General features: G+C 72.3%; 22 protein-coding genes. 12 read left to right on the forward strand and 10 right to left on the reverse strand.

Features of this window, described 5'->3' with window-relative positions:
- Positions 1–144 precede the first annotated feature (144 nt).
- The 7 genes from ubiB to tsaE all read left to right on the forward strand — a co-directional run bounded on the left by ubiB (position 145) and on the right by tsaE (position 8570).
- The gene (ubiB, locus tag ACFQUV_RS00845; protein ID WP_129611016.1) at positions 145–1710 is read left to right on the forward strand and encodes a 2-polyprenylphenol 6-hydroxylase; all 1566 of its coding nucleotides are present in this window, start codon (positions 145–147) and stop codon (positions 1708–1710) included.
- Between the two features lie 51 nt (positions 1711–1761).
- Positions 1762–2043 carry a plasmid stabilization protein gene (locus ACFQUV_RS00850; RefSeq protein WP_111388028.1) on the forward strand — a complete coding sequence of 94 codons (282 nt, stop codon included), beginning with the start codon at positions 1762–1764 and terminating at the stop codon, positions 2041–2043.
- Positions 2040–2477, forward strand: a complete 438-nt coding sequence (locus ACFQUV_RS00855; protein WP_129611017.1) for a type II toxin-antitoxin system VapC family toxin — start codon at positions 2040–2042, stop codon at positions 2475–2477. Before ACFQUV_RS00850 ends, ACFQUV_RS00855 begins: the two co-directional genes overlap by 4 nt.
- The gene (coaBC, locus tag ACFQUV_RS00860) at positions 2474–3712 is read left to right on the forward strand and encodes a bifunctional phosphopantothenoylcysteine decarboxylase/phosphopantothenate--cysteine ligase CoaBC (RefSeq protein ID WP_129611018.1); all 1239 of its coding nucleotides are present in this window, start codon (positions 2474–2476) and stop codon (positions 3710–3712) included. Before ACFQUV_RS00855 ends, coaBC begins: the two co-directional genes overlap by 4 nt.
- Entirely contained in the window at positions 3709–4167 is a 459-nt protein-coding gene (dut, locus tag ACFQUV_RS00865; protein WP_129611019.1) for a dUTP diphosphatase, read from the forward strand. Before coaBC ends, dut begins: the two co-directional genes overlap by 4 nt.
- Positions 4168–4546: 379 nt before the next feature.
- Positions 4547–6997 carry a PAS-domain containing protein gene (locus ACFQUV_RS00870; RefSeq protein WP_207211577.1) on the forward strand — a complete coding sequence of 817 codons (2451 nt, stop codon included), beginning with the start codon at positions 4547–4549 and terminating at the stop codon, positions 6995–6997.
- A 25-nt stretch (positions 6998–7022) separates the two neighbouring features.
- Positions 7023–8570: a tRNA (adenosine(37)-N6)-threonylcarbamoyltransferase complex ATPase subunit type 1 TsaE gene (tsaE, locus tag ACFQUV_RS00875; RefSeq protein ID WP_129611020.1), complete on the forward strand. Its 1548-nt coding sequence runs from the start codon at positions 7023–7025 to the stop codon at positions 8568–8570.
- Between the two features lie 18 nt (positions 8571–8588).
- On the opposite strand, the gene ACFQUV_RS00880 is transcribed toward tsaE, so the two are convergent.
- Positions 8589–9932 (reverse strand): globin-coupled sensor protein, encoded by a 1344-nt coding sequence (locus ACFQUV_RS00880; RefSeq protein WP_129611021.1) that lies wholly within the window; start codon positions 9930–9932, stop codon positions 8589–8591.
- Between the two features lie 243 nt (positions 9933–10175).
- Between ACFQUV_RS00880 and ACFQUV_RS00885 the strand changes: the two genes are divergently transcribed.
- Both ACFQUV_RS00885 and ACFQUV_RS00890 read left to right on the forward strand, forming a co-directional pair.
- The gene (locus ACFQUV_RS00885; protein ID WP_111387028.1) at positions 10176–10493 is read left to right on the forward strand and encodes a PilZ domain-containing protein; all 318 of its coding nucleotides are present in this window, start codon (positions 10176–10178) and stop codon (positions 10491–10493) included.
- 460 nt (positions 10494–10953) lie between these two features.
- Complete coding sequence (locus ACFQUV_RS00890) at positions 10954–11664, forward strand: nucleotidyltransferase family protein (protein WP_111387027.1); 711 nt, start codon at positions 10954–10956, stop codon at positions 11662–11664.
- A gap of 18 nt (positions 11665–11682) precedes the next feature.
- Here the strand turns inward: ACFQUV_RS00890 and ACFQUV_RS00895 are convergent, their stop codons facing one another.
- Positions 11683–12852: a DUF2125 domain-containing protein gene (locus ACFQUV_RS00895; RefSeq protein WP_165364151.1), complete on the reverse strand. Its 1170-nt coding sequence runs from the start codon at positions 12850–12852 to the stop codon at positions 11683–11685.
- A gap of 217 nt (positions 12853–13069) precedes the next feature.
- Between ACFQUV_RS00895 and ACFQUV_RS00900 the strand changes: the two genes are divergently transcribed.
- Positions 13070–13684, forward strand: coding sequence for a gamma-glutamylcyclotransferase (locus tag ACFQUV_RS00900; protein ID WP_378393971.1), 615 nt, complete (start codon positions 13070–13072; stop codon positions 13682–13684).
- Here the strand turns inward: ACFQUV_RS00900 and ACFQUV_RS00905 are convergent.
- The 4 genes from ACFQUV_RS00905 to ftsE all read right to left on the reverse strand — a co-directional run bounded on the left by ACFQUV_RS00905 (position 13651) and on the right by ftsE (position 16960).
- Positions 13651–14427, reverse strand: a complete 777-nt coding sequence (locus ACFQUV_RS00905; protein WP_129610613.1) for a 1-acyl-sn-glycerol-3-phosphate acyltransferase — start codon at positions 14425–14427, stop codon at positions 13651–13653. The genes ACFQUV_RS00900 and ACFQUV_RS00905 overlap by 34 nt on opposite strands.
- Positions 14424–15206, reverse strand: a complete 783-nt coding sequence (locus tag ACFQUV_RS00910; protein WP_111387818.1) for a YdcF family protein — start codon at positions 15204–15206, stop codon at positions 14424–14426. Before ACFQUV_RS00910 ends, ACFQUV_RS00905 begins: the two co-directional genes overlap by 4 nt.
- Before the next feature lie 106 nt (positions 15207–15312).
- Complete coding sequence (locus ACFQUV_RS00915; protein WP_244601678.1) at positions 15313–16314, reverse strand: ABC transporter permease; 1002 nt, start codon at positions 16312–16314, stop codon at positions 15313–15315.
- Complete coding sequence (gene ftsE / locus ACFQUV_RS00920) at positions 16301–16960, reverse strand: cell division ATP-binding protein FtsE (protein WP_111387810.1); 660 nt, start codon at positions 16958–16960, stop codon at positions 16301–16303. Before ftsE ends, ACFQUV_RS00915 begins: the two co-directional genes overlap by 14 nt.
- 291 nt (positions 16961–17251) lie before the next feature.
- Between ftsE and ACFQUV_RS00925 the strand changes: the two genes are divergently transcribed.
- Positions 17252–18178, forward strand: a complete 927-nt coding sequence (locus ACFQUV_RS00925; RefSeq protein ID WP_129610614.1) for a zinc-ribbon domain-containing protein — start codon at positions 17252–17254, stop codon at positions 18176–18178.
- A 25-nt stretch (positions 18179–18203) separates the two neighbouring features.
- Complete coding sequence (locus ACFQUV_RS00930) at positions 18204–18599, forward strand: response regulator (RefSeq protein ID WP_111387814.1); 396 nt, start codon at positions 18204–18206, stop codon at positions 18597–18599.
- Positions 18600–18681: 82 nt separating this feature from the next.
- On the opposite strand, the gene ACFQUV_RS00935 is transcribed toward ACFQUV_RS00930, so the two are convergent.
- The 4 genes from ACFQUV_RS00935 to ACFQUV_RS00950 all read right to left on the reverse strand — a co-directional run bounded on the left by ACFQUV_RS00935 (position 18682) and on the right by ACFQUV_RS00950 (position 24678).
- Positions 18682–19074: a hypothetical protein gene (locus ACFQUV_RS00935; protein WP_129610615.1), complete on the reverse strand. Its 393-nt coding sequence runs from the start codon at positions 19072–19074 to the stop codon at positions 18682–18684.
- Positions 19075–19478: 404 nt separating this feature from the next.
- Positions 19479–20435 carry a C40 family peptidase gene (locus ACFQUV_RS00940; protein WP_129610616.1) on the reverse strand — a complete coding sequence of 319 codons (957 nt, stop codon included), beginning with the start codon at positions 20433–20435 and terminating at the stop codon, positions 19479–19481.
- A gap of 28 nt (positions 20436–20463) precedes the next feature.
- The gene (locus ACFQUV_RS00945) at positions 20464–22527 is read right to left on the reverse strand and encodes a hypothetical protein (protein WP_129610617.1); all 2064 of its coding nucleotides are present in this window, start codon (positions 22525–22527) and stop codon (positions 20464–20466) included.
- Between the two features lie 132 nt (positions 22528–22659).
- Positions 22660–24678, reverse strand: coding sequence for a YgiQ family radical SAM protein (locus ACFQUV_RS00950; RefSeq protein ID WP_244601679.1), 2019 nt, complete (start codon positions 24676–24678; stop codon positions 22660–22662).
- Positions 24679–24979: the final 301 nt, after the last annotated feature.

Here is a 24979-nt window from a genome sequence, read left to right on the forward strand (position 1 = left end):
GGTCGGCGACAGCCCCGAGCGCGCTTCTCCGTCATTCCGGAAGCCGAGCGAAGCGAGGCTGTCCGGAATCCATAATCCCTGTCCGTGCGTATGGATTCCGGGCTCGCGGGCGTTCGCCCGCGCCCCGGAATGACCGAGCTGAGAATGATCCCTCCCTTCTCCCACCTGATCCGCCTCGCCCGCGCCGGCTTCGTGCTGGCCCGTGAAGGCGTGTTCGCCCTTGTCGATCCGGCGGCGCTGCCCGGCGGCGCCCAGCTCGGCCTGAAGCTCGCCCGCCTGCTGGAGCGCCCGACCACGGCCAGCGGCGCCACCCGGCTCTCCACGGCGCTCGGCGCGCTGGGGCCGAGCTACGTCAAGCTCGGCCAGTTCCTGGCGACCCGGCCCGACGTGGTCGGCCAGGCGATCGCCGCCGACCTGGAGAGCCTCCAGGACAAGATGCCGCCGTTCCCGCAGGACGAGGCGGAGGCGGCGATCGAGCGTGCCCTCGGACGGCCGGTCCACGGCATGTTCGCGGCCTTCGGGCCGCCCATCGCGGCGGCCTCGGTGGCCCAGGTGCACCGCGCCGAGATCGAGACCCCGACCGGCCGAAAGGCGGTCGCCGTGAAGGTGCTGCGGCCCGGCATCGAGCGGAGTCTTTCGGCCGACATCCAGGCGTTCTTCTTCGCCGCCCGGCTCGCCGAGCGCATCTCGGCGGAGGCCCGCCGGCTGCGGCTCACCGAGGTGGTGGCGACGCTCGCCCGCTCGGTGACGGTGGAGCTCGACCTGCGGCTGGAGGCGGCCGCCGCCTCCGAGATGGCCGACAACGTCAAGGACGACCCCGACTTCCGCGTCCCGGAGGTCGAGTGGGATCTGACCGCCCACAACGTGCTCACCACCGAATGGGTCGACGGCACGCCCCTGTCCGACCGCGGCGCCCTGGAGCGGCGCGGCCTCGACCTGCCGAAGCTCGGCCGTACCGTCATCCAGAGCTTCCTGCGCCACGCGGTGCGCGACGGCTTCTTCCATGCCGACATGCACCCCGGCAACCTGTTCGTCGACGATGCCGGCCGGCTGGTCGCGGTCGACTTCGGCATCATGGGGCGGCTGACCGAGAAGGAGCGGCGCTTCCTCGCCGAGATCCTCTACGGCTTCATCAGCCGCGACTATCGCCGCACCGCCGAGGTGCATTTCGAGGCCGGCTACGTGCCGTCCCACCACTCGGTCGAGGCGTTCATGCAGGCGATCCGGGCGATCGGCGAGCCGATCCACAACCGCAGCGCCGAGGACATCTCGATGGCCAAGCTGCTCACCCTCCTGTTCGAGGTGACGGCGCTGTTCGACATGAAGACGCGGCCCGAGCTGCTGCTGCTGCAAAAGACCATGGTGGTGGTGGAAGGCGTCGGCCGCATGCTGGATCCCAAGCTCGACATGTGGCGCACCGCCGAGCCGGTGGTGCGCACCTGGCTGGAGCGCCACCTGGGCGCCGCCGGCCGGGTCGAGGAGGCCGTCGGCGGCGTCTCCGAGGTCGGCCGCTTCCTCGGCGGCGTGCCGGGGCTGCTCGCCCGCGGCTCGCGCATCGCCGAGCAGCTCGACCGCGCCACCCGCGACGGCATCGCGCTCGCCCCCGAGACGGTCGCCGGCATCGGCGAGGCGGAGGCGCGGCGCAACCGCGGCACCACGCTGGCGCTGTGGGCCATCGCGGTGCTGCTGCTCCTGCATCTCCTGGGGTGAGGCAGCGCCGTGACAGCATTGATTGCAATGCAATCATGCTATAGTGCCCCCATGGCGAGCCTCACCATCCGCAAGCTGGACGACGAGCTGAAGCGCCGGCTGCGCCTGCGCGCCGCCCGCAACGGCCGCTCGATGGAAGAGGAGGCGCGGCGGATTCTCGCGGACGGCCTTCAAGGCGAGACGAAGACGCGCGCCGGCGGCGTCGCGCACGACAACGTCGCAGACGCGATCGCCGCGATCGTCGATCCGATCGGCGGATTCGAGATCGAGATTCCGGAGCGGACCGAAGGACGCGAGCCGCCGCGTTTCGACGACTGGCCGGATGACCCGTGATCGTTCTGGACACCAACGTCGTCTCCGAACTGATGAAGCCTGCGCCCCTGCGGGCCGACAGCGTCTTCGCGTGGGTCCGCGCCCGCCCCTTGACCACGGTGTTCACCACCACGGTCACCCTCGCCGAAGTGCTCGTCGGCATCGGGCTGCTTCCCGAAGGACGGCGCAAGCGGAGCCTGCACGCCGGCCTCGAACGGATTGCCGCGACGGTGTTTCCGGGTCGCCTCCTCCCGTTCGACGATGCCGCCGCACGCCTGTACGCAGAGCTGTTCGTTGTCCGGCGAAAGCGCGGCTTGAGCACCAAGTCACTCGATCTCCAGATCATGGCGATCGCCAAATCCCGGTCCATGGCGGTGGCGACGCGCAACGTCGCCGACTTCGAGGGCGCCGGCATCGACGTCTTCGATCCCTGGACAGCATCGAGGTCGCCATGACCCTCTCCTCCACCCGCGTCCTCCTGGTGATCGCCGGCGGCATCGCGGCCTACAAGTCGCTCGACCTGATCCGCCGCCTGCGCGAGCGCGGCGCCGGCGTGCGCGTGGTGATGACCCGCGCGGCGCAGGAGTTCGTCACGCCGCTCGCCGCCGGCGCCATCGCGGGCGAGCGCGTCCACACCGACCTGTTCGACGCCCGGACCGAGTTCGACGTCGGCCACATCCGGCTCGCCCGCGACACCGACCTCGTGGTGGTGGCACCGGCGACCGCCAACCTGATGGCCAAGATGGCGGGCGGCCACGCCGACGACCTCGCCTCGACGGTGCTCATCGCCACCGACAAGCAGATCCTGATCGCCCCGGCCATGAACCCGCGCATGTGGGAGCACCCGGCCACCCGCCGCAACCTGGCGCAGCTCCTCGCCGACGGCGTCGTGGCGGTCGGCCCCAACGCCGGCGAGATGGCGGAGAGCGGCGAGGCCGGGGTCGGCCGCATGGCGGAGCCGCTGGAGATCGTCGCCGCGGTCGAGCGGCTCGTCGCGGCGCGCCGCCCCCAAGACCGGCCGCTCGCCGGACGCCGTCTGCTGGTGACCTCGGGCCCGACCCACGAGCCGATCGACCCGGTGCGCTACATCGCCAACCGCTCGTCCGGCAAGCAGGGCCACGCCATCGCGGCGGCCGCCGCGGCAGCCGGCGCGGCGGTGACGCTGGTGTCGGGGCCGGTGACGCTCGCCGATCCGCCCGGCGTCACCGTGGTGAAGGTCGAGAGCGCCCGCGACATGCTGGCCGCCGTCGAGGCGGCGCTGCCGGTCGACGCCGCCGTGTTCGCCGCCGCCGTCGCCGACTGGCGGGTGGCCAGCGCCGGCGACCAGAAGATCAAGAAGGGCCAGGACGGCGCACCTCAGCTCCTGTTGGTCGAGAACCCCGACATCCTGGCGACCGTCGCCCGGCGGGCCGCCGGGCGGCCGCGCCTCGTCGTCGGCTTCGCGGCCGAGACCGAGAACGTGCTCGCCAATGCGCGCGCCAAGCTGGCCCGGAAGGGCTGCGACTGGATCGTCGCCAACGACGTGTCGGCGGCGACCGGCATCATGGGCGGCGACCGCAACGCCGTGCATGTGGTGACCGGCGCGGGCGTCGACTCGTGGCCGAGCCAGTCGAAGGAGCAGGTCGCGGCGGCGCTCGTCGCCCGCATCGCGGCGGCGCTCGCGGCGGCCGACCCTCGGGGCTCCGCATGAGCCCGCCCGCGCTGCGCGTCCTGCGGCTGCCGCACGGCGCCGACCTGCCGCTGCCCGCCTACCAGAGCGCCGCGGCGGCGGGGCTCGATCTCCTCGCCGCCGTGCCGGCCGACGCGCCCCTGGTGCTGCCGCCCGGCGGCCGCGCCCTGGTGCCGACCGGCCTCGCGCTCGCCCTGCCGCCCGGCACCGAGGGCCAGGTGCGGCCGCGCTCCGGGCTCGCCGCCAAGCACGGCGTCACCGTGCTCAACGCCCCCGGCACCGTCGATGGGGATTATCGCGGCGAGGTGCAGGTGATCCTGGCGAACTTCGGCGACGACCCGTTCGTGATCGAGCGCGGCGCCCGCATCGCCCAGCTCGTCGTCGCGCCGGTGCTCCACGTCGCCATCGAGGAGACCGCGAGCCTCGACGACACCGCCCGCGGGGCCGGCGGCTTCGGCTCGACCGGGCTCGCCTGAACGCCACGCCGAGCCGTGCGGTCGCCGACACCGCAGGCCGGAAATTCACGGCCCGTGCCACCCGTTCACTCTCTGGACTCTTCCGGCCGGAGTCCGGTTGAGGGTACATTGACCAACGATTCGCGGCCGCCCCTGCGCGGCGGGTCGCGGAACGGCGGCGGCGCTGCGTGACCGGCGTCGGGGGGTTCAGTTTTCCGAGTTTATGGCGATCTTCCGCAACGCCCGTTCGGCGGACGGCGGTGCATTCACGAGTTCGATCGGGCCGGACCGAACCGGACCGGAGCCCGACAGGGGTCACATGATGCCGGATGCGGGCACGACGAAGGACGGGGGTCGTCGGCCACCTCGCACATCCGGACACCGGCCCGAGGGCTTCCCCGTGCCGGCCGCAGCACTCGCCCTCACCGCCACCATCATCACCATCGACACGGCCGCGGCGGATGCCCCGCTCGCCCTCGGCCGGCTGATTCCGTTCACCCGCCTCGGTGCCGCCGAGATCGCCACGCTCGTGATGGTGATCGGCGTCACCGCCTTCGCGGTGGTCGCCGCCATCGGCTATGTGCGCACCCGCAGCCGCGCCGCCGCCCGCGACGTCGCCGCCCGCAGCGAGATCGCCGCGCTGCAATCCGACGTCGACCGCCTCGCTGCCCTGCTGATGTCGGAGCCGCAGGTGCTCGTCGTATGGACCGCCGGCCTCGGCGAGCCGGAGGTGATCGGCGAGGTGTCGTTCATCGCCCCGACGCTGGCGCCGCACGATATCCTGACCTTCGACCAGTGGCTGGGCCCCGACCTCGCGGCGGCGCTCGGTGGCGCCATCGAGCGACTGCGCCACAAGGGCGAGGCGTTCGCGCTGCTGCTCACCACCCAGCTCGGCCGCCACGTCGAGGCGGAAGGCCGCCCGATCGGCGGCTTCGCGGTGATGAAGCTGCGCAACGTCACCGGCATCAAGCGCGACCTGGCCGAGGCGAGCGCCCGCGCCCAGAAGCTCCAGAACGAGGCCGACGCCCTGCGCAGCCTGGTGGAGATGCTGCCGACGCCGGTGTGGATGCGCGATGCCGGCGGCCGGCTCGTCCTCGTCAACAGCGCCTATGCGCGGGCCGTCGATGCCGCCGATCCCACGACCGCCGTGCGGCTCGGCGTCGAGCTGCTCGACCGCGGCGAGCGCGAGGCGATCGCCCGCATGCTGGAGCGCGGCAGCGGCTTCTCGGGCCGGCTGCCCGCCATCATGGCCGGCACCCGCCGCATCCTCGACGTGCTGGAGGCGCCGGTGACGCAGGGCCGCGTCGGCGTCGCCATCGACGCCTCGGAGGCCGAGCGGCTGCGCGCCGAGATCGACCAGGTCCACGCCGCCCACCGGCGCACCCTCGATCACCTGGCGACCGGCGTCGCGGTGTTCGGGGCCGACCGCCGCCTCACCTTCTACAACGCCGCCTACCGCACGCTGTGGGATCTCGATCCGGCGTTCCTGGCCGAGGCGCCGAGCGACGGCCAGGTGCTGGACCGCCTGCGCGCCGCCCGCCGGCTGCCGGAGCAGCAGGACTTCCGCCAGTGGAAGCAGAACCTCCACAGGGCGTACCGCTCGACCGAGAGCGAGACCCACGAGTGGCACCTGCCCGATCGCCGCACCCTGCGGGTGGTCACCACCCCCAACCCCGAAGGCGGCGTCACCTACATCTTCACCGACATCACCGAGGGCCTCGAGCTGGAGCGGCGCTTCGACGCGCTGATCCGGGTGCAGGGCGAGACCCTCGACAACCTGTCCGAGGCGGTCGCGGTGTTCGGCAGCGACGGCCGCCTGCGGCTGTTCAATCCGGCCTTCCATCGTAGCTGGAAGCTCGATTCCGACGTGCTGACGCAGCGCCCCCATATCGAGCAGGTGATCGGGCTGTGCCGGCCGCTGTATCGCGACGAGACCGTGTGGCACGCGCTGCGCGCCGCCGTGACGGCGCTCGACGAGCGCGCCCCCCAGGCCGGCCGCATCGAGCGCAGCGACGGCTGCGTCATGGACTACGCCACCGTGCCGCTGCCCGACGGGGCGACGCTGGTGACCTTCCACGACGTCACCGACTCCGTGAATGTCGAGCGCGCCCTGCGCGAGCGCAACGAGGCGCTGGTGGCCGCCGACGAGCTGAAGCTCGACTTTGTCCACCACGTCTCCTACGAGCTGCGCTCCCCGCTCACCAACATCATCGGCTTCGCTCACTTCCTCGGCGACCAGACGACCGGGCCGCTCAACGACAAGCAGGCCGAGTATCTCGGCTACATCACGGTCTCCACCAACGCGCTGCTCGCCATCATCAACAACATCCTGGACCTCGCGACGATCGACGCCGGCGCCATGACGCTCAATCTTGGCCCGGTGGACATCCGCGCCACCATGGATGCGGCCGCCGAGGGCGTGCAGGACCGCGTGGTGCAGAACGACCTGGTGCTCCAGCTCCACGCCGATCCGCAGATCGGCGACTTCGTCGCCGATGGTCGGCGCATCCGCCAGATCCTGTTCAACCTGCTGTCCAATGCCATCGGCTTCTCGTCGCCCGGCGGGCGGGTCACCCTGGCGGCCGAGCGCACCCCCGCCGCTGTGGTGTTCTCGGTCACCGACGAGGGGCCCGGCATCCCGCCGGAGTTGACCGACAAGGTATTCGACTGGTTCGAGAGCGACCCGCGCGGCTCGAGCCATCGCGGCGCCGGGCTCGGCCTGTCGATCGTCCGCTCCTTCGTCGAGCTGCACGGCGGCGCGGTGCGAATCGACAGTTGCGTTGGACAGGGCACCACCGTGGTGTGTAGTTTCCCGCTGGTGACGGCGGCGGCCCGCACCGCCGCCGAATGACGCTGCGAGGACCCGTCCCCTCCCCATGGAACCATCCCGGCCCGGCAGTTCGTCCGTCACGCTGACGCTGCCGGACGAGCAGGCGACCACCGCGCTCGCGATCGACATCGCGGCGGCTCTCGATCCCGGCGACGCCGTGCTGCTGTCGGGCGATCTGGGGGCCGGCAAGACCAGCCTGGCCCGCGCGCTGATCCGCCATCTCGCCGACGATCCCGACCTCGACGTCCCCAGCCCCACCTTCACGCTGGTGCAGAGCTACGAGCTGCCGCGCTTCACCCTCATGCACGCCGACTTCTATCGGCTGACCGGGGCCGACGAGCTCGCCGAGCTGGGGCTGGAGGAGGTGCCGCCGGGCGCCGCGGTGCTGGTCGAGTGGCCGGATCGCGCCCCCGATCTGCTGCCGCCCGACCGCCTGGAGGTCGAGCTCCGGCTCGACGTCGCGGCCGGGCCGGACGCCCGGGTGGCCCATCTGACCGGGCACGGCAGCTTCGCCGAGCGGGTCACCCGGATGATCGCGCTGCGGCGCTTCCTGGAGAAGGCCGACGTCGCCGAGGCGCGCCGCGAACGCCTCGCCGGCGACGCCTCGACCCGCGCCTACGAGCGGCTGGCGCTGCCCGGCCGCACGGTTCTGCTGATGAACGCACCGCGCCGGCCGGACGGGCCGCCGATCCGCTACGGCAAGAGCTACAGCACCATCGCGCATCTGGCCGAGGACGTCCGCGCCTTCGTGGCGGTGGCGGAGGCGCTGCGCACCCTCGGCTTCTCGGCGCCCGCCGTGCATGCCGCCGACCTCGCGGCCGGCTTCCTGCTGGTCGAGGATTTCGGCGACGAGCGCTTCGTCGCCGGCGACCCGCCGGCCCCGATCGTCGAGCGCTATCGCGCCGCCGTCGACATGCTGGTCGCCCTGCACGGCCACATGATGCTGCCGAGCGAGCTGCCGCTGAGCCCCGAGGCGACCTACAAGCTGCCCAGCTACGACCGCGACGCCTTCCTAATCGAGATCGAGCTGCTGCTCGACTGGTACCTGCCGCGGCTCGCCGCGGTGCCGTCGACCCCCGCCCGCAGCGCCTTCCTGGCGTTCTGGCGCGACGCGCTCGCGCCGGTGCTGGCGCAGCCGCCCACCTGGGTGCTGCGCGACTTCCACTCGCCCAACCTGATCTGGCTGCCGGAGCGGCGCGGCATCGAGCGGGTCGGCCTGATCGACTTCCAGGACGCCGTGATGGGGCCGGCCGCCTACGATCTCGCCTCGCTGCTCCAGGACGCCCGCGTCACCGTGCCGGAGGACCTGGAGATCGAGCTGCTCGGCCGCTACGCCCGGGCGCGACGCGCCAACGAGCCGAGCTTCGACGTCGCCGCCTTCGTCCAGATCTACGCCACCGTGGCGGCCCAGCGGGCCACCAAGATCCTCGGCATCTTCGCCCGGCTCGCCCAGCGCGACGGCAAGCCCCAGTACCTGCGCCACATGCCGCGCATGGCGACCTATCTGCAACGGGCGCTGGCGCATCCGTCGCTGGCGCCGCTCAAGGCGTGGTACGCCGCCTACGTGCCGCCGCCGCCGGCACCGCCCGCCTGAGGCCGCCCGCCGTCGTCGTCAGGCGGCCCGCACCGAGGCGATGAACTGCTGGAGCGCGCCGTCGAGCCGGCCGCTCTCGACTGCCAGCGCCTTGGCGGCCCCGAGGAGCTGATCGGAGGCGGCGCCGGTCTCGGCCGCATTCTCTCGCACGGCCACGATGGTGGTGGCGACCTGGCGGGTGCCGTCGGCCGCGCGGGTGACGTTGCCGGAGATCTCCCGGGTGGCGCCGCCCTGCTGCTGAACCGCCGCGGCGATCGCCGCCGCGATCTCGTCGATGCGGCCGATGACGGCGCCGATCTCCTTGATGGCGGTGACGGCGTCGCGGGTGACCGCCTGCATGGCGGCGATCTGGCCGCCGATCTCGCCGGTCGCCTTGGCGGTCTGGCTCGCCAGCGCCTTCACCTCCTGGGCGACAACCGCGAAGCCCTTGCCGGCCTCGCCGGCGCGGGCCGCCTCGATGGTGGCGTTGAGGGCCAGAAGGTTGGTCTGCTCGGCGATGTCGGTGATCAGCTTGACGACGTCGCCGATGCGGCTCGCCGCCTGCGACAGCTCGCCGATGCGGGCATCGGTATGCTGCGCGTGGCTCACCGCCTCGCCGGCGATGCGGTTGGCCTCCTGCACCTGGCGGGCGATCTCGGCCACCGAGCTGGTCAGCTCCTCGGTGGCGGCGGCCACCGCCTGGACGTTGGCGGACGCTTCCTCGGACGACATGGCCACGTCGGCCGCCTGCGCGCTCGTCGAGCGCGCGGTCTCGCTGAGCGAGCCCGCCGTCGCCTGCAACTCGGTCGAGGCCGACGCCACCGTGTCGATGACGCTCCTGAACGAGGCGCTGAGGCCGTCGATCAGCTCCTGCTTGGCGGTGAGACCGGACTGGAGATAGACCGAGATCGAATAGTCCATGTCGAGCAGCGCCGCCCGGGTGACGGCCGACAGCAGCCTGGCCTTGTGCTCGCGCTTGTCGCGCGCCTTCCGGCCGAACAGGCCGCTGTCGATCTCGGTCTCGATCGCCCGCTGGAGGCCGGAGATCACCATCGCGTAGGAGGCGATGTACCACTGCGGCTCCAGGCCGAGGTGATGGTGCGCCTTGCCGATCCGGGTCACCGACCGCACATAGGCGTCGTCGAAGCGGCCACTGACGATCTCCTGCCAGTGTGCGAGCTGCTTCTCGCGCGCATGCCGCTTGTGGGCCTCGTCACGGAACATGCGGCCGGTCTCGGAGAACCGGGAGACGTGGGCATAGAACTCGTCGAGCACGCCGGGCAGCACGCGCGCGACCAGCGGCTGCAACTCGCGCAAGGCGGCGCGGACCTCGTCGTCGATGCGGATGAAAGCCAATCGCGTCTGCGGGGAGCAATCGGACATCGATGAGTCCTGTCTGGGAATGGCGAGTTGGTGGGCCCCGAGGGGATGATCGAGCCGTCTTGGGCCGGGTCGAGAGGACCGGCACTTCGATACCTTCATGCGAAGAATTCACCCCTTTTTATTAATAAAGATTGACCTGAAACCGCTGCGACCGCCCGAGCCGCCGCCGGGCGGTAAGGCGGTGTTCACCTTTTCACCGCAAGAGTGCCGACCTGAACGACCGAGACACGGGGCGTGCCGTTCATGAACACCGAACGCAAGGCGGGCGACCGCGTCGAGTTCGAGCACGGCTACGCGGCCCGCATCATGGGCATCGACGGCACCTGGCAGCGCGAGGTGCTGCTCGAGGACGTCTCCGACAGCGAGGCGAAGCTGACGGTGTTCGGCTCGACCGAGGAGATCAATCTCGACGAGTTCTTCCTGGTGCTGTCGAATTGGGGCCACGCACATCGGCGCTGCGAGCGGGTGTGGCTGAACGGCGACCAGATCGGCGTGCGCTTCCTCAAGAACGTGCAGCAGAAGGCGCGCCGCGAGCGCAAGCGTCCGAAGTTCGAGGCGTGACACGGTTGCCGGATGATCAGTTGGCCGTCGTTCCGGGGCGCGGTCCCCGGATCGGCGCTTCGCGCCGTCCGGGCGCCGCGAACCCGGAACCCAGCGGCGAACTCGGAACTCTCGGCTGGATTCCGGGTGCGGCGCTGCACGCCGCCCCGGAATGACTGCCGAATTGACCACCCGGAGCGCGTGACCCGCGCTCGATTTCGCCGCCACCACCCCCACTGGAATCCCGACCCGCCGACGGCCCGCCCGGGTGGTGAACCTCCGCGCCCACAGCCGGCACGATCACCATCGGCCACGTCCGGCCGCGCCCTCTTGTGGTCATCGCGATGTCGTTGCGTCCGGCCAGGGTCCACGGCGTCGCACCCGAATCGGTTGGTGTTGAGCCGGACCGTCGAATCGTGTGCAAGAAGGGACCGTGAGGTCGCCGATGTCTCCGCCTGCTTCAGCCCCCCCGCGCCACGCCATGGTTCTCGCCGCCGGTCTCGGCACCCGCATGCGGCCACTGACCGACACGCTGCCGAAGCCGCTCGTTCCAGTCGGCGGCAAGCCGCTGCTCGATCATGTGCTCGACCGCTTGGCCGAGGTCGGCGTCGAGACCGCGGTGGTCAACGTGCATTTCTTCGCCGACCAGATCGAGCGCCACCTCGCCGGCCGCCGCCGACCCGGCATCGTGATCTCGGACGAGCGCGGCGCACTGCTCGGCACCGGCGGCGGCGTCAGGAAGGCGCTGCCGCAGCTCGGCGACGGGCCGTTCTTCCTGGTCAATGCCGATACCCTGTGGATCGACGGGGTGAGGCCGAATCTGGCGCGCCTCGCCGAGCGCTTCGACCCCGCCGCCATGGACGCGCTGCTGCTGATGGCCGCCACCTGCACCAGCGTCGGCTATGCGGGCCGCGGCGACTACCTGATGACACCGGACGGCCGCCTCCAGCGCCGCGCCGAGCGCGAGGTGGCGCCGTTCGTCTATGCCGGGGTGGCGCTGCTGTCGCCGGCGCTGTTCGCCGACGCGCCCGCCGACACCTCCACCGGAGCGTTCGCCCTCACCCGCCTGTTCGGCCGCGCCGAGGAGGCCGGGCGCCTGTACGGGCTGCGGCTGGAGGGCGTGTGGATGCATGTCGGCACCCCCGAGGCGATCGAGGCGGCCGAGAAGGCGATCCTGGCGAGCGCCGCCTGAGGGCGGCGCCCCTCGCCGTCAGTAGAAGGGCGCGAGCTGGCCGACCCGGAACGGGCCGAGCATCACGGCGCCGTCGACGAAACGCAGCGGCATCCGCACCGCCCGCTTGCCCTCCAGCTCGGTCGCCGGCCCCAGCGCCTCACCGCCAGCGCCGCCGGCCGGTCCGGCACCGGGGGGCGCCGCATCGCCGCGAAGAATATTGCCGAGGCCGGGCACCAGCCGGTCGAGGCCGGGCGCCAGCCGCTCGCGAGTGCTCTGCGGCAAGAGCTGGTTGACCAGCCGGTCGACCCCGAGCAGCGGCAGCAGCTTCTCCGCATTGACGATGGAAAGCTGGAGCTCGCCGTCGAGGGCGCCGCGCGGCGACAGGCCGAGCGTCCCGGTGCCGGTCGCCACGATGTCGCCCTGCTGGAGACGGAGGCGGGTGACCTCGAGCCGCCCGCCGGCCGCCTGGAGGGTCCGCAGCGTGCCGGCGAACGAGCGCGGCGCCAGCGACGGCAGGCCGCGCAACACCCCGACAGCGTCGAGATCGAGCGGCACCGGCGCCGCGCCGGCGCGGGCCAGCATGGGCGCCACCGCCTCGTCGAGCCGCAGCGCGAGATCGAGCACCGGGTCGCGGCGGGCCGAGCCGCCGGCGATGCGGGCATGGAACTCGGCGCGGTCGGCCTGGCCGATCAGGCCCGCTGTCGTCCCGTCGAGCGACGTCGCCAGCGGCCGGTCGAGCACCACCGACAGCCGCTCCGGATCGGTCGGCAGGCCGCGCAGGCTCGCCTGGGCGAGCGACCAGTCGAGCGAGAAAGCCGGCGCCGCCTCGATCGGCCCGAGCCGCAGCGGCCCGGTCGCCTCGGCGATGATCAGGGTCGGCTGCCACACCTGGGCAACCACAACGGCGTCGACGGCACTCACCCGGGTCGGCGGCGAGGCCGAGCGCAGCGCCGCCACCGGCTCGCGGCAGCGCAGCTCGAAGCGGAACGGGAAGCCGCCGACGTCCTGGGACGCACACGCATAGGTGCGGCCGGCCGCGGCCTCGTTCTCCTGCCAGCCGGCCAGCACCGTGCGGGTGACCGAGGCGGCGTGGAACCAGAACGCCGTCCAGGCGAGCCCGGCGGCGACCACCAGGACGAGCGGCAGCGCGATCAGCCAGGGGCGCCGGCGGCGCACCGGCGGGGAAACGTCTTCGAGCGTCCTCACGCCTGCTCCTTTCGGGGATGACCGGAGCGACACGCCCCGTCACGGACCCGGGCGGCGCCGGCGGCGCGTCCCGGGGTGCGGCCGCGAGCGCCCTTGTCGCGGGCCGGCCCGGCTGTTAGGCGAGCCTTGTGGCAGTCTGGTGTCAACCCGCCCGCGCGGCCGGGCGACGTTTTCGGCAATCCGGCCGGGACGACCGACGCCCTCCGGACCCCGACCTGTGACGACCAGACCCGAGATCGACCACGCCGACGAGGACCTGTGGGTGTTCGGCTACGGCTCGCTGATGTGGCGGCCGGGCTTCGTCCATGTCGAGCGAGTGCCGGCCCGGCTGGTCGGCCTTCACCGGGCGCTGTGCGTGTACTCCTTCGTCCACCGCGGCACCCCCGAGAAACCCGGGCTGGTGCTGGGCCTCGACCGCGGCGGCACCTGCCGGGGCATCGCGTTCCGGGTCGAGCGGGCGCACCGCGCCGAGACCCTCGCCTATCTGCGGGCGCGCGAGCAGGTCACCCGGGTCTATCTCGAAACATTGCGGCCGGTGACCCTGCTGGACCCGCCGGGCGGCGGCGGGGAGCGGCGGGTGCGGGCGCTGGTCTATGTGGTGGACCGCAGCCACCCGCAGTATGCCGGCCGTCTCGACCTGGAGCAGCAGCTCCATTTGGTCCGCCAGGGCCACGGCCAGTCGGGACCGAACCGCGACTACGTGGTGGCGACGGTGCGCGAGCTGGAGCAGCAGGGCTGCCGCGACGCACAGCTCCACGCCATCGCGCGCCGCCTGACGGCGGCGGACGCCCGTCCGCCTCACGACCGCCCGAGCGACGCCCCATCCACCTGACGGCGGCCGGGGCGGCCGGCGACCAGCGCCGCCTCGCCTTCGGCGACGAGGCGGGCGGTGGCGGTCTCGATGCTCTCCTGGAGATGCTCCAGGAAGGCGCGCCGCGGCAGGCCGGGCGGGATCGGATCGAGCACCTCCACCACGATGGTGCCGGGCGGGCGCAGGAAGCTGCGCCGCGGCCAGTGCAGGCCGGAGTTCAGCGCGATCGGCAGGCAGGGCACGCCCAGCTCGGCATAGAGTAGTGCGATGCCGGGCTTGTAGTCGGGCGGCGCACCGGGCGCCTGCCGGGTGCCCTCCGGAAAGATGATGATCTGGCGGCCGCGGTCGAGCAGCGCCCGCGCGGCCCGCGCCATCGCCACCAAGGCACCGCGGCCGGCCGAGCGGTCGACCGGGATCATGCCGGCCTTCCAGGTATACCAACCGAACAGCGGCAGCCACATCAGCTCGCGCTTGAGCACGAAGGCCGGATCGTCGAACAGCGACAGGAGCGCGAAGGTCTCCCACGCCGACTGGTGCTTGGCGGCGACCAGCAGGGCACCCGAGGGGATGCGGTCGAGGCCGCGCCACTCGACATCGATGTGGCAGATCACCCGCAGCAGCCACAGGCTGGTGCGGCCCCACGACTTGGCGATGCCGACCATCACCCGCTGCGACAGCAGCAGCGCCGGCAGAGCGACGACGAGGTAGACGACCAGCACCGTGTAGAAGGCCGCCGTGAACAGGACGGAGCGGAAGACGGTCACGACGCGGGTCCCGCCGGTGGCGCCGGCTCCGGCCGGCGGCGCTGCGCCGCCTGGGTGAGATCGACCACCGGCTCGATCCGCATCCGCGCCAGCGCGGCGACGTATTTCACGTACTCGATCATCAACAGCCGGGCATTGGCGGGACTGGACCACCACGGCGCGGCGCGCGCCGGGGTGACCACCGGATAGGGGATCAGCTCGATATCGGGCAAGCGGTGCGACAGCTCCGCCAGCGCCCGCGGCATGTGATAGCTGGAGGTGACCACCACCAGCGAGCGGACGCCGCGGCTCTCGGTCCATCGCCGCGTCTCGACGGCGTTGCCGATGGTGTTGTGGGCCTCGTGGTCGAGGTCGATGCAGCAGGCGAACAGGCGCTCGAAGTCGGGCACGCCGCGCGACAGCTCGCTCGAATTGGTGTTGCGGTTGACCCCGGTGATCAGCAGCCGGCGGCCGTGCCCGGCGGCCAGCAGCTCGACCGCATCGACCACCCGCGAGGCGCCGCCGGTGAGCGCCACGATCCCGTCGGCCGTGCGGGTCAGCACCACCTCGCGGCGCGGCACCTGATCGGCGAACCACAGGAAGCCGACCCCGAGGGTGGTGGCGACGGCGACCCCGAGGGCCACCACGACGAGGCTCAGCCGATGCAGAGCGCGGCGTAGCGGGCCACGGCGGCCAGGGTGGGCGGCCGGCGAGGACGACGCGCCGGACGGCGCGTGCGGGCGCTCGCGCGGGGCGGCACCCGCGGCGTCGCGCGTCGGTCCTCCGTCCTCGATCGCCATCTTCACCACGTCCCACCGTCGAGAATATCGCCAAATCAGGCGTTGGGAAGGCGTCCCACCACTCCCACCCCGGGCGCCGCCGGGCCGGCCCGGTCGGCCGAAGGGGTCACCCCACCTGCCGCAGCGTGACGGTGACCACCCGCCGGGCGGTCACCGCCGTCACCAGCGCCACGACGGCGACGAGCCCCACCAGCACCAGATAACCGCCCGGCCCGAGTGCCGCGCCGCCGAACAGCGCCGCCACGTCGGCACCACCGAGCCCGAACAGCCGGCCGCCGACGAGCCCGAGCAGCAGGAACACCAGCGCGGCCGCGCCGCCGCCGATCGCCCCACCATGGAGGCCGAGAAACAGGAAGTGGCGCATGAACTGCCCGGCCACATAAGCATCCTTGGCGCCGATGAAATGCAGCACCTCGACGGTCGGCCGATTGGTCGCCATGGCGCCGCGGGTCGCGAAGGCGACCGACAGCACGGTCGCGGCCATCACCAGGGCCAGGACCGCGAGGCCGATGCCGACCGCGGTGTCGGCCATCGCCCGCAGCCGGCGCGCGAAGGCGCGGTGGTCGTCCAGGGTGGCACCCGGCACCTCGGCGGCGAGCCGGGCCTTCAGGGCCACGTAGTCGGGCGGCCGGCCGGGCGTCACCGCGACGACGATCAGACGCGGCACCGGCAGGCTGTCGAGCGACAGGCCGGAGCCGAGCCAGGGCTCCAGCAGGCGCGCCGATTCGGCCTTGTCCTGAGGCTGCACCGCGGTGACCCCCGGGGCGGTGCGGACGATCTCGACGGTTCGCGCCACATCGGCGTCGAGATCGCGGCCCGCCATCGGCCGCACCTGCACCGTGACCTCGCGGGCGACGTCGGACTGCCACTCGGCGGCCGCCCCGATCACCGTCACCACCGCACCGGCGGTCAGCGAGGCCAGGAACGTCATGATGGCGACCACGGCGACGAGGGCGCCGGCGGCGATCGAGGCGCGCGGCACGATCGGCGTCTCGCGCGGCCGGCGGCCGAAGCGGGCGACCAGCTCGCCCCAGGACGGCAGCGCCGCCGCGACCCGGGCCGAGGTCCGCGGCCGCCCGCGAGCGGCGGTCCGGTCAGTCGTAGACATGGATGCGCCCCTCGTGGAGGACCAGGCGGCGGGCGTCGTACTGATCCATCAGCCCGATGTCGTGGGTGGCGATCACCACCGAGGTGCCCGACTTGTTCAGCTCGATGAACAGGCGCAGCAGCCGTTTCGCCAGGTTGGGATCGACATTGCCGGTCGGCTCGTCGGCGAGCAGGAGCTGCGGCCGCGCGATGACGGCGCGGGCGATGGCGGCGCGCTGCTTCTCACCGCCCGACAGCACCGGCGGCAGCGCCGCCATGCGCTCGCCGAGCCCGACCCAGTGCAGCAGCTCCTCGACCTCGTGCCGGTAGCTCTCCTCCTCGCGGCCGAGCACGCGCAACGGCAGCGCGACGTTCTCGTAGGTGCTCATGTGGTCGAGCAAGCGGAAGTCCTGGAACACGATGCCGATGCGCCGGCGCAGCACCGCGAGCGAGTCCTTGTCGAGCGTGGCGACGTCGTGGTCGAACAGCGTGATCAGGCCGCGGGTCGGCTTGAGCGACAGGAACAGGAGCCGCAGCAGCGAGGTCTTGCCGGCGCCCGAGGGGCCGGTGAGGAACTGGAACGAGTGCGGCTCGATGCGGAAGGTGAGGTCGCGGAGAACCTCCGGACCCAGCCCGTACCGCAGACCGACATTCTCGAACCGGACCACCCGCTCTCTCCGCTCCCTGCTCGCCGTCCTGTGCCACGCCGTCTTGTGCCACGCCGTCTTGTGCCACGCCGTCCTGTCGCGCCTTTCCAGGCACCGTCCAGGACCACCCGAGTCGCCCTTTCTACTCGAAGCCGGATCGGCCGGCACCCTCGCCCGCCCCCGACCCGGCGCGGTCTACTCCGACACGCAGGCCGCGCCCCGGTACGGCACCACCAACTTGGTTTCCGGATCATTAACGAAGGCGAGCCTAGAATCGGGCGGTTCAGGGGCGAGCCGGATGCACGCGGCGTCATGAAGATCGTCTGTCCACAGTGCGAGGCCTGGTACGAGGTCCCCGACGCCTCGGCCGGACGGGGCGTGCGCTGCGCCGCCTGCCGGACCGTGTGGACCGCGACCGCGGTCGATCTCGCCCGCATCGAGGCGGCGCGTCAGCCGGCGCTGGCGACCGCCGGCGAGCGCGCCCCGGCGACCGCCATGCGGCCGCCCCAGGACGAGCCCGACGACTGGGCGGCCGCAGCCGAGCCCGCCGACGAGCCCGCCGCCGTCGACGCGGCCGACGCCCCCTCGGTGGTGCCGGCCCGCGACCCTCTGGGGGCCGAGTCCTTCGCGGCCGATCCGGCCACCTCCGATCCCATCACGGAAGACCGGCTGACCGACGACCCGCTCGCCGACGACCGGCTGGCCGACACTGCGCCCGAACGCGACTGGGACGCCGAGTTCGAGGCGGCGGAGGCCCGCCGCCTCGCCCGCGAGAAGGGCAAGCCGAAGACCAAGCCGACCCGCCGGCTGCCGGCGCCGAGCTGGATCACCGCGGCTCTCGCCCTGATGGTGGTGATCGGCGCGCTGCTCGCCTGGCGCATCGACGTGGTGCGGCTGATGCCGCAGACCGCCTCGCTGTTCGCCAAACTCAGCCTGCCGGTCAACCTGCGCGGTCTTGCCATCGAGCGTGTCGAGATCGACATGGACGCCACGGACGACGTGCCGGTGGTCATCGTCGAGGGGATCGTGGTCAACGTCACCAAGGTGCGGATCGAGGTGCCGCGTCTGCGTTTCGCGGTGCGCGACGCGAGCGGCGCCGAGATCCACACCTGGACGGTGCTGCCGCAGAAGCCGAGCCTCGCCCCCGGCGAGGCACAACCGTTCCGCACCCGCCTCGCCTCGCCGCCGGCCGACGGCCGCGAGGTGATGGTGCGTTTCTTCAACCGCCGGGACCGCTGACCCGGTCTGCGACGACGAGGCTCCGTTGGCCCGCATCCTGATCGCCGAAGACGAGGAGACGCTGCGCACCCTGATCGTGCGCGGCCTGAGCCAGGACGGCCACACGGTGGTCGCCGCCGCCGACGGCGCCGAGGCGCTGGACGTGCTGGTACAGCAGCAGGGACGATTCGACCTGCTGCTCACCGACATCCGCATGCCGCTGATGGACGGGATCGCGCTGGCGCTCGCGGTGGCGCGCGACTATCCCGACGTGATCATCCTGCTGATGACCGCCTATGCGGACCAGCGCGAGCGCGCCCACGGCCTGGAGGCGCTGATCCACGACGTGATCTCGAAGCCGTTCACACTGGCCGAGCTGCGCGTCGCCGTCGACGAGGCGCTGGCGGCGGGCGGCAAGGAGGCGGCCTCCGACCGGCCCTGAGCCGGCCGCACGGGCCGTCCGGGAACGGTCCCTCCCCCCGCCGATCGGGGGCGCGGCCGACGCTCCCAGCCGCCACGGCCGCTCAGGCGGCGCCGGCGGCCCGCGCCGTGTGATTGCCGTTGAGGAGCTTGGCGACCGCCTTCCAGAAATCCGCCAGGGCGCCAGGGTCGGCATGCCCGCGCACGCCGGCGCCGTCCCGCGGCGCATACGGCTCGATGCTCCAGCGGGCGGCGCTCCAGTCGGCCCCGGGCGAGCACTGCGTCAGCGCGGCGGGGACCGCGGCGGAAACCACCGCGGTGGTCGCCTCGCGCCAGACCGTGCCCCGATCCATCGAGGGCAGGCCCGCCGTGACCCAGAAGCGGCCATCGCCCGCGGGCGCTACCGCCAGCACGGCGATGCCGAAGACCGTGTCGGTGCTGCCGACCAAAGCGTGGCCATCGCACAGCCGCGACAGCATGTTCGAGATGATATCCACCTGACCTCCTCTCCCGTCGAAATCGAAACAACGACCACCCGTCGATCGAAAATGCGATCGTCCGTCGTCCTATTGCGCACTCAGCCGACAGTTCCGTGACGACCACACGAACGGCGTGGTCGCGGCCCCAAGTCGGACTGCGGCCCCGACACGACTCCGGTGCGGGCCTGATTGCAGCGCGCCCTGTTCGGGCCTGCGCATGGAAGCATGGTAGCGTGTTCGGCGACGCCGCAAGAGGCAGCACAACTACTGAGGCGACGCGGTGCAGGCGTGATCGATCAAACCCGTCCAGGCGGTGTTTCGAATGGCGAGAAGCCCCATGATCCCGGGGGATTCGACACGATGCGGGTGTCGCACGGCCTGCGCAGAAGAACGGTCGGGCGAAACACGTAGCCGCGCAACTGTCATACCGGGCGGCGCACCCGCGTCACCGCCAGGCCGGTGCTCCGCAGACGATCGACCGCCGCCGCGATCGGCTCGATCGCCACCGCCATGTGGTGCGCATTGGCGTGCAGCAGCGTCGTCTCGTCGCGCACGATGGCGACATGCCCGGTCCAGAACACGAGATCGCCGCGGCGCGGCCGCTCCGCCTCCACGCTGTCGAGAACGCGGCCGACCGCCGCCTCCTGCATGTCGCTGTCGCGCGGACAGGCGATGCCGCAGGCCGTGAGCGCGAGCTGCACCAGCGCCGAGCAGTCGAGCCCGAGGCTGGTCTTACCGCCCCACAGATAGGGCGTGCCGACCAGCGTTTCGGCAACCGCAACGGGGTCCCGGTCCGGCACCCCGACCGGGGCCAGATGAAGGAGCGGCACATGGCCGCCGGCTATCGTGACGGCGTATGGCCCGTCGGTGCGGGCGACCGCGAGGCGGGCGCCGAGCGACAGCGTCTCGACCGGCGGGCGCTTGAGCGACGGGCCGGGCAGCACCACGGTTCGCGGCGCCGTCACCCGATGGGTCGGCGACGGCCCGGGCGGGCCGAGCGCCGCCGCCGGGATGTAGCCGACATAGTGGTCGGCAGCGAGCTGGACCCAGGCCCAGCCCTCCCCTGCGGCAGCGCCTGTGGTGACGTCGTAGACCGTCACCCGCTCGCCCTTGAGGGCCTCGGTCAGAAGCTCGGCGTCCGGCGACGGCGCCTTGCGGACCGGCGCCACCGCGGCGACAACCTCGCGCGGCTCGCCGTCGACGAAGCGGGCGGCGGTCACCTGCCCTTCCAGCGCGCGCGCGGCGAGATCGGGACGGGCCGGCGTGAGCCGCGGATCGAGCCGGCCCGGCGCGGGCGCTTGCGCCCGGACCACCGCCGGTGCCAGCAGTGCGGCGCCGAGCAGCCCGGCCCCGAGCCCGACCACATCGCGGCGTCGCATTACGGCCCCCTCGGGCGTCGCCGCGCCGTCAACCGCGCGGCGGCCGGCGGCGCTCGGCGAACCAGGCGCGGTAGTCGCTCATCTTGGCCCGCTGCGAGGCCGACGCGCGGCCCTTGCAGGTCGCCGCCTCGGCGCTGCCCTCGGCGGCGCCCCAGCGCAGCTCGGCGCAGTCGTTGACGTTGTAGGCCATCTCCAGCGCGCCGGCGCGGTCGACCACGTCCTTGATGGTGAGGGTCCAGGGCGAGCCGTCGGTGCGCGGATAGGCGAAGCGGCGCGACGACAGCTCGGCCGCCAGCACGCTTTCGAGCTCCGCCTTCACGGCGGCGACGCTCTGGCCCGCCGGCATGGCGTAGCGCTCCGGCCGCCTGGCGACGCGGTCCGGGAAGCCGCGCACCACGTCGATGGCGATCAACAGGCGCAGATCGCGCGACGGCGTCGCGAAGTCCTCCCAGGCCCCGGTGGTCTCGAAGATGGCGGCACCGTCCGGCATCTCGGCGGTGCGCCCCGTGACCTGATACTTGCGGCCGTTCTCGACCGAAGTGACGCGCGCCCGCACCTGCTCGTCGAGCGCCTGGATGACCTCCTTCATGGCCCGCAGCGGATCGAGCTGCGAGGGCGAGATCACGTCCTCCATGCGGTCGTAGAACGCCTCCACCGACATCCGCGACTGATCGAGCGAGACGTCGCCGTAATGCGGGTTGCGGCCGATCTCCCGGTTGGTCAGCCGCCGCATCCCGCCGTTCTCGGCGACGACCGGCCGGAACCGCTTGAAGCCGGGACCGCCGAGCGCCGGATCGTCGGCGAACAGGAAGTTGCCGCGCCAGAACCGCTTGATCGCCACGGTCCCGTCCGGCTGCGCATCGACGGCGAGCAGGATGCCGGCGCTGTCGGCGGTCTGCGGCACCCGCTTGGCGATCACCAGCAGATGGCCGTAGGGGTCGGCATAGACGGTGCCGGGCCGCAGCGTCTCCTCGGTCAAGGCCACCGGATAGTAGTCGGTGCCGTCGTCCGCCGCCGCGGTGCGGCCGGAGCCGGAATGGACGCCATCACCGATCGACCATTTCAGATAATGGGCGAAGCCCGGCACCAGCCCGGCCGGACGCGGCGGCGGCGACCACGGCTTGGCGGCCGGCTTGCCGGCCGGCGCCGGCTCCGGCGCGGCGGCGGCCTGCGCTTGCGGCGGCTGGCGCAGCAGGCCGAACAGGCCCGGCGGCGGCGCTGCCACCGGGTCGGCGGAAGCGACCAGCTCCTCGGGCGGCGGTGCCGGGCGCGGCTCCTCCTTCTGGATGTTCCACCAGGCAGGACACCGCGGCGGCTGGCCGCCGCCGCCCCGCGTGCATTTCGCGTAGCCGAACGGCAGACCCATCTTGAAGGCGAAATAGGCGCGCAGGAAGTACGGCAGGTCGGCGCAGTCGGGCCGGATGACGAGCCCGGCCTGGTCTTCGGCAAGACCGAGATGATTGAAGAGCAGGTTGCGCGAGCGGTCGCGCAGCACCTCGTGCAGCGCCTTCCAGGACGGCGGCGGCGCATCGAGCGGGGCGTCGAACAGCTTCTCGACCCAGGCCGCGTAGAGGCTCTCGTTGGCGCGGCTCCAGCTCGCCCGCACCGGCCAGACGCTGCCGGCGACCGAGCGCGGCGCCGGCGGCTGCGTCGGCCGCACCGCGATGTCGCGCACGATCGGCGCACAGGCCGAGGCGGCGTCGCGCACCAGCGTGGCCCGCCAGGTGCCGGCGGCGGGCTGCGCCACCTCGGCGGTCCAGAACCACGGCGGCCCGCCGAAGCGGCGATCGGAGCGTGCCGCGACGCGGCCGTCGGGGGCGACCAGCGTCAGCTCGCCTGTCAGCGGCTTCTCGGCGACCAGCAGCACCCGCAGCGGCGCCCCCTTCCACGGCGCCACCGGCGACGGCAGTACGGTGATGTCGGCCGCCTCCTCGCACCCCGCCGACGTCGCGGGCGCAGGCACCGACGACGCAGGCGCCGGCGACGCGGCGCTCTGCGCGACGGCATCGGTGGTGATCAGGAGAAGAGACGGGAACGCGGCCGCGATCAGCAGCGAGACCGTCGCGGCGCCGAGCGAACGTGCCGGAAACATGGAGCCCCCCATTGTTTCCATGATACGCGCCGGCAGGATACGGCAAAACCTATGGCTGAACGATGGCGGACCGTTCCGCATCGCGAGAGCGGGATGACGCGGCGTCTGTCACGTCGCCGGTTCCGCACCGCACTACCGCATCCGCACGCCCTTGGTGGTGAAGCGCTGGGTGCGCCCGCCGGGACCGGCGCGCAGCGGCCGCTTGGTGCCGGCCGCCTTGCCGGTGCCGGGCGGCTGATGGGCCGGCACGAGCTGATCGGGGCGCGAGCCGATCAGGTCGGCCCGCCCCATGGCCTTGAGTGCATCGCGCAGCAGCGGCCAGTTGTCGGGGTCGTGATAACGCAGGAACGCCTTGTGGAGCCGACGCTGGCGCAGTCCCTTGGCGCTCTCCACCGGCTCGCTGGCGCCGCGCCGCACACCGCGCAGCGGGCTCACCCCGGCGTGATACATGGCGGTCGCGGTGGCCATCGGCGAGGGCAGGAAGGTCTGCACCTGGTCGGCGCGGTAGCGGTTTTTCTTGAGCCACAGCGCGAGGTTCATCATGTCCTCGTCGGTCGTGCCCGGATGCGCCGCAATGAAATACGGGATCAGATAGTACTGCTTGCCGGCCTCCCTGGCGGCCGCGTCGAACATCTGCCGGAACCGGTCGTAGGCGCCGATGCCGGGCTTCATCATCTTGCCGAGCGGCCCGCGCTCGGTGTGCTCGGGCGCGATCTTGAGATAGCCGCCGACGTGATGGGTGACGAGCTCCTTGACGTAGTCCGGGCTCTTCACCGCGAGGTCGTAGCGCACCCCCGAGGCGACCATCACCTTCTTGACGCCCCGCACCTCGCGGACCTTGCGATAGAGCCGGATCAGCTCGTCGTGCGAGGTGTTCAGGTTCGGGCAGATGTCGGGGAACACGCAGGACGGCCGCCGGCACGCCGCCTCGACCGCGGGGTCCTTGCAGGCCATCCGGTACATGTTGGCAGTCGGCCCGCCGATGTCCGAGATGATGCCGGTGAAGCCCGGCGTCTTGTCGCGGATGGTCTCGATCTCGCGCAGGATCGAGCCTTCCGATCGGCTCTGGATGATGCGTCCCTCGTGCTCGGTGATCGAGCAGAAGGTGCAGCCGCCGAAGCAGCCGCGCATGATCGTCACCGAGAAGCGGATCATGTCCCAGGCGGGGATCTTGGCGTCGCCATACGAGGGATGCGGCGCCCGTGCGTAAGGCAGATCGTAGACGGCATCCATCTCGTCGGTCGACAGCGGCACCGGCGGTGCGTTGAGCCACAGATCGCGATCGCCGTGGCGCTGCACCAGCGCCCGCGCATTGCCCGGATTGCTCTCGCGATGGAGCACCCGGGAGGCGCGTGCATAAGCCTCGCGATCCTGCTCGACCTGCTCGTAGCTCGGCAGCCGGATCACCGTGTTGCCGGGGCGCCGCGCGGCGCCCTCCTCGGCGGCATCGAGATCGGAAGCGTCGAGTTCGGTGTAGTGATCAGGAACGCGGCGGAACAGCGCGACACCCCGAATATCCTCGAGGTCGCGCGGAGCCTCGCCGGCCGCGAGCCGATGCGCCACCTCGACGACGGCGCGCTCGGCATTGCCGTAGAGCAGTAGGTCCGCCTTGGCGTCGGCCAGCACCGAGCGGCGCACCTTGTCGGACCAGTAGTCGTAATGCGCGATGCGGCGCAGCGACGCCTCGATGCCGCCGAGCACGATGGGCACGTCCTTGAACGCCTCGCGGCAGCGCTGAGCGTAGACGACGGTGCAGCGGTCGGGCCGCTTGCCGCCCTCGCCGCCGGGCGAATAGGCGTCGTCGTGGCGCAATCGGCGGTCCGCCGTGTAGCGGTTGACCATCGAATCCATGTTGCCGCCGGTGACGCCGAAGAACAGCCGCGGCCTGCCCAGCGCCTTGAACGGCTCGGCGCTCTGCCAATCAGGCTGTGCGATGATGCCGACGCGGAAGCCCTGCGCCTCCAGCAGCCGGCCGATGATCGCCATGCCGAAGCTCGGATGGTCCACATAGGCGTCGCCGGTGACGACGATCACGTCGCAGGCGTCCCAGCCGAGCGCCGCCATCTCGGCGCGGCTCATGGGCAGGAACGGCGCCGGGCGCAGCCCGGGGCGATGCGGCGGCCAGGAGAACAGCGGCCGCGCCGGCGGCATCGCAGGGCGCATGGCGACCGCGGTGCTCGTTGCGGGGGCAGCGGGAGGAGCGGCGACGGGGGAAGTCATGCCCGAGGCTTAAAGGCCCGCGCCGGCGAGTTCAACCACGGCCACGCACCGGCTGACACGAACGTGTTGTCATCATCATCGTCGTGACCGTCGTGGCCGGACCGTCGTGGCCGAACCGGCCCGCAAGGCGCGATCCGGCCCTCCATCTCGCCGGGAGGATGGAAGGGCGAGGATGGAGGGGCGGATCGTCGTCCGCTCACGACGGGAGCTGGTGGCCGTATTCTGGGGCCGC

Origin of the sequence: Rhodoplanes sp. P11, assembly GCF_964266735.1 — a bacterium.
Lineage (GTDB): Bacteria > Pseudomonadota > Alphaproteobacteria > Rhizobiales > Xanthobacteraceae > Rhodoplanes > Rhodoplanes serenus.

Bases quoted from the DNA above. Each gene is read 5' to 3' on its own strand.
- ubiB (WP_129611016.1), top strand. From the start codon at position 145: ATGATCCCTCCCTTCTCCCACCTGATCCGCCTCGCCCGCGCCGGCTTC.
- ACFQUV_RS00850 (WP_111388028.1), top strand. From the start codon at position 1,762: ATGGCGAGCCTCACCATCCGCAAGCTGGACGACGAGCTGAAGCGCCGG.
- coaBC (WP_129611018.1), top strand. From the start codon at position 2,474: ATGACCCTCTCCTCCACCCGCGTCCTCCTGGTGATCGCCGGCGGCATC.
- dut (WP_129611019.1), top strand. From the start codon at position 3,709: ATGAGCCCGCCCGCGCTGCGCGTCCTGCGGCTGCCGCACGGCGCCGAC.
- tsaE (WP_129611020.1), top strand. From the start codon at position 7,023: ATGGAACCATCCCGGCCCGGCAGTTCGTCCGTCACGCTGACGCTGCCG.
- ACFQUV_RS00880 (WP_129611021.1), bottom strand. From the start codon at position 9,932: ATGTCCGATTGCTCCCCGCAGACGCGATTGGCTTTCATCCGCATCGAC.
- ACFQUV_RS00885 (WP_111387028.1), top strand. From the start codon at position 10,176: ATGAACACCGAACGCAAGGCGGGCGACCGCGTCGAGTTCGAGCACGGC.
- ACFQUV_RS00890 (WP_111387027.1), top strand. From the start codon at position 10,954: ATGGTTCTCGCCGCCGGTCTCGGCACCCGCATGCGGCCACTGACCGAC.
- ACFQUV_RS00910 (WP_111387818.1), bottom strand. From the start codon at position 15,206: ATGGCGATCGAGGACGGAGGACCGACGCGCGACGCCGCGGGTGCCGCC.
- ACFQUV_RS00915 (WP_244601678.1), bottom strand. From the start codon at position 16,314: ATGTCTACGACTGACCGGACCGCCGCTCGCGGGCGGCCGCGGACCTCG.
- ACFQUV_RS00925 (WP_129610614.1), top strand. From the start codon at position 17,252: ATGAAGATCGTCTGTCCACAGTGCGAGGCCTGGTACGAGGTCCCCGAC.
- ACFQUV_RS00940 (WP_129610616.1), bottom strand. From the start codon at position 20,435: ATGCGACGCCGCGATGTGGTCGGGCTCGGGGCCGGGCTGCTCGGCGCC.
- ACFQUV_RS00945 (WP_129610617.1), bottom strand. From the start codon at position 22,527: ATGTTTCCGGCACGTTCGCTCGGCGCCGCGACGGTCTCGCTGCTGATC.
- ACFQUV_RS00950 (WP_244601679.1), bottom strand. From the start codon at position 24,678: ATGCCGCCGGCGCGGCCGCTGTTCTCCTGGCCGCCGCATCGCCCCGGG.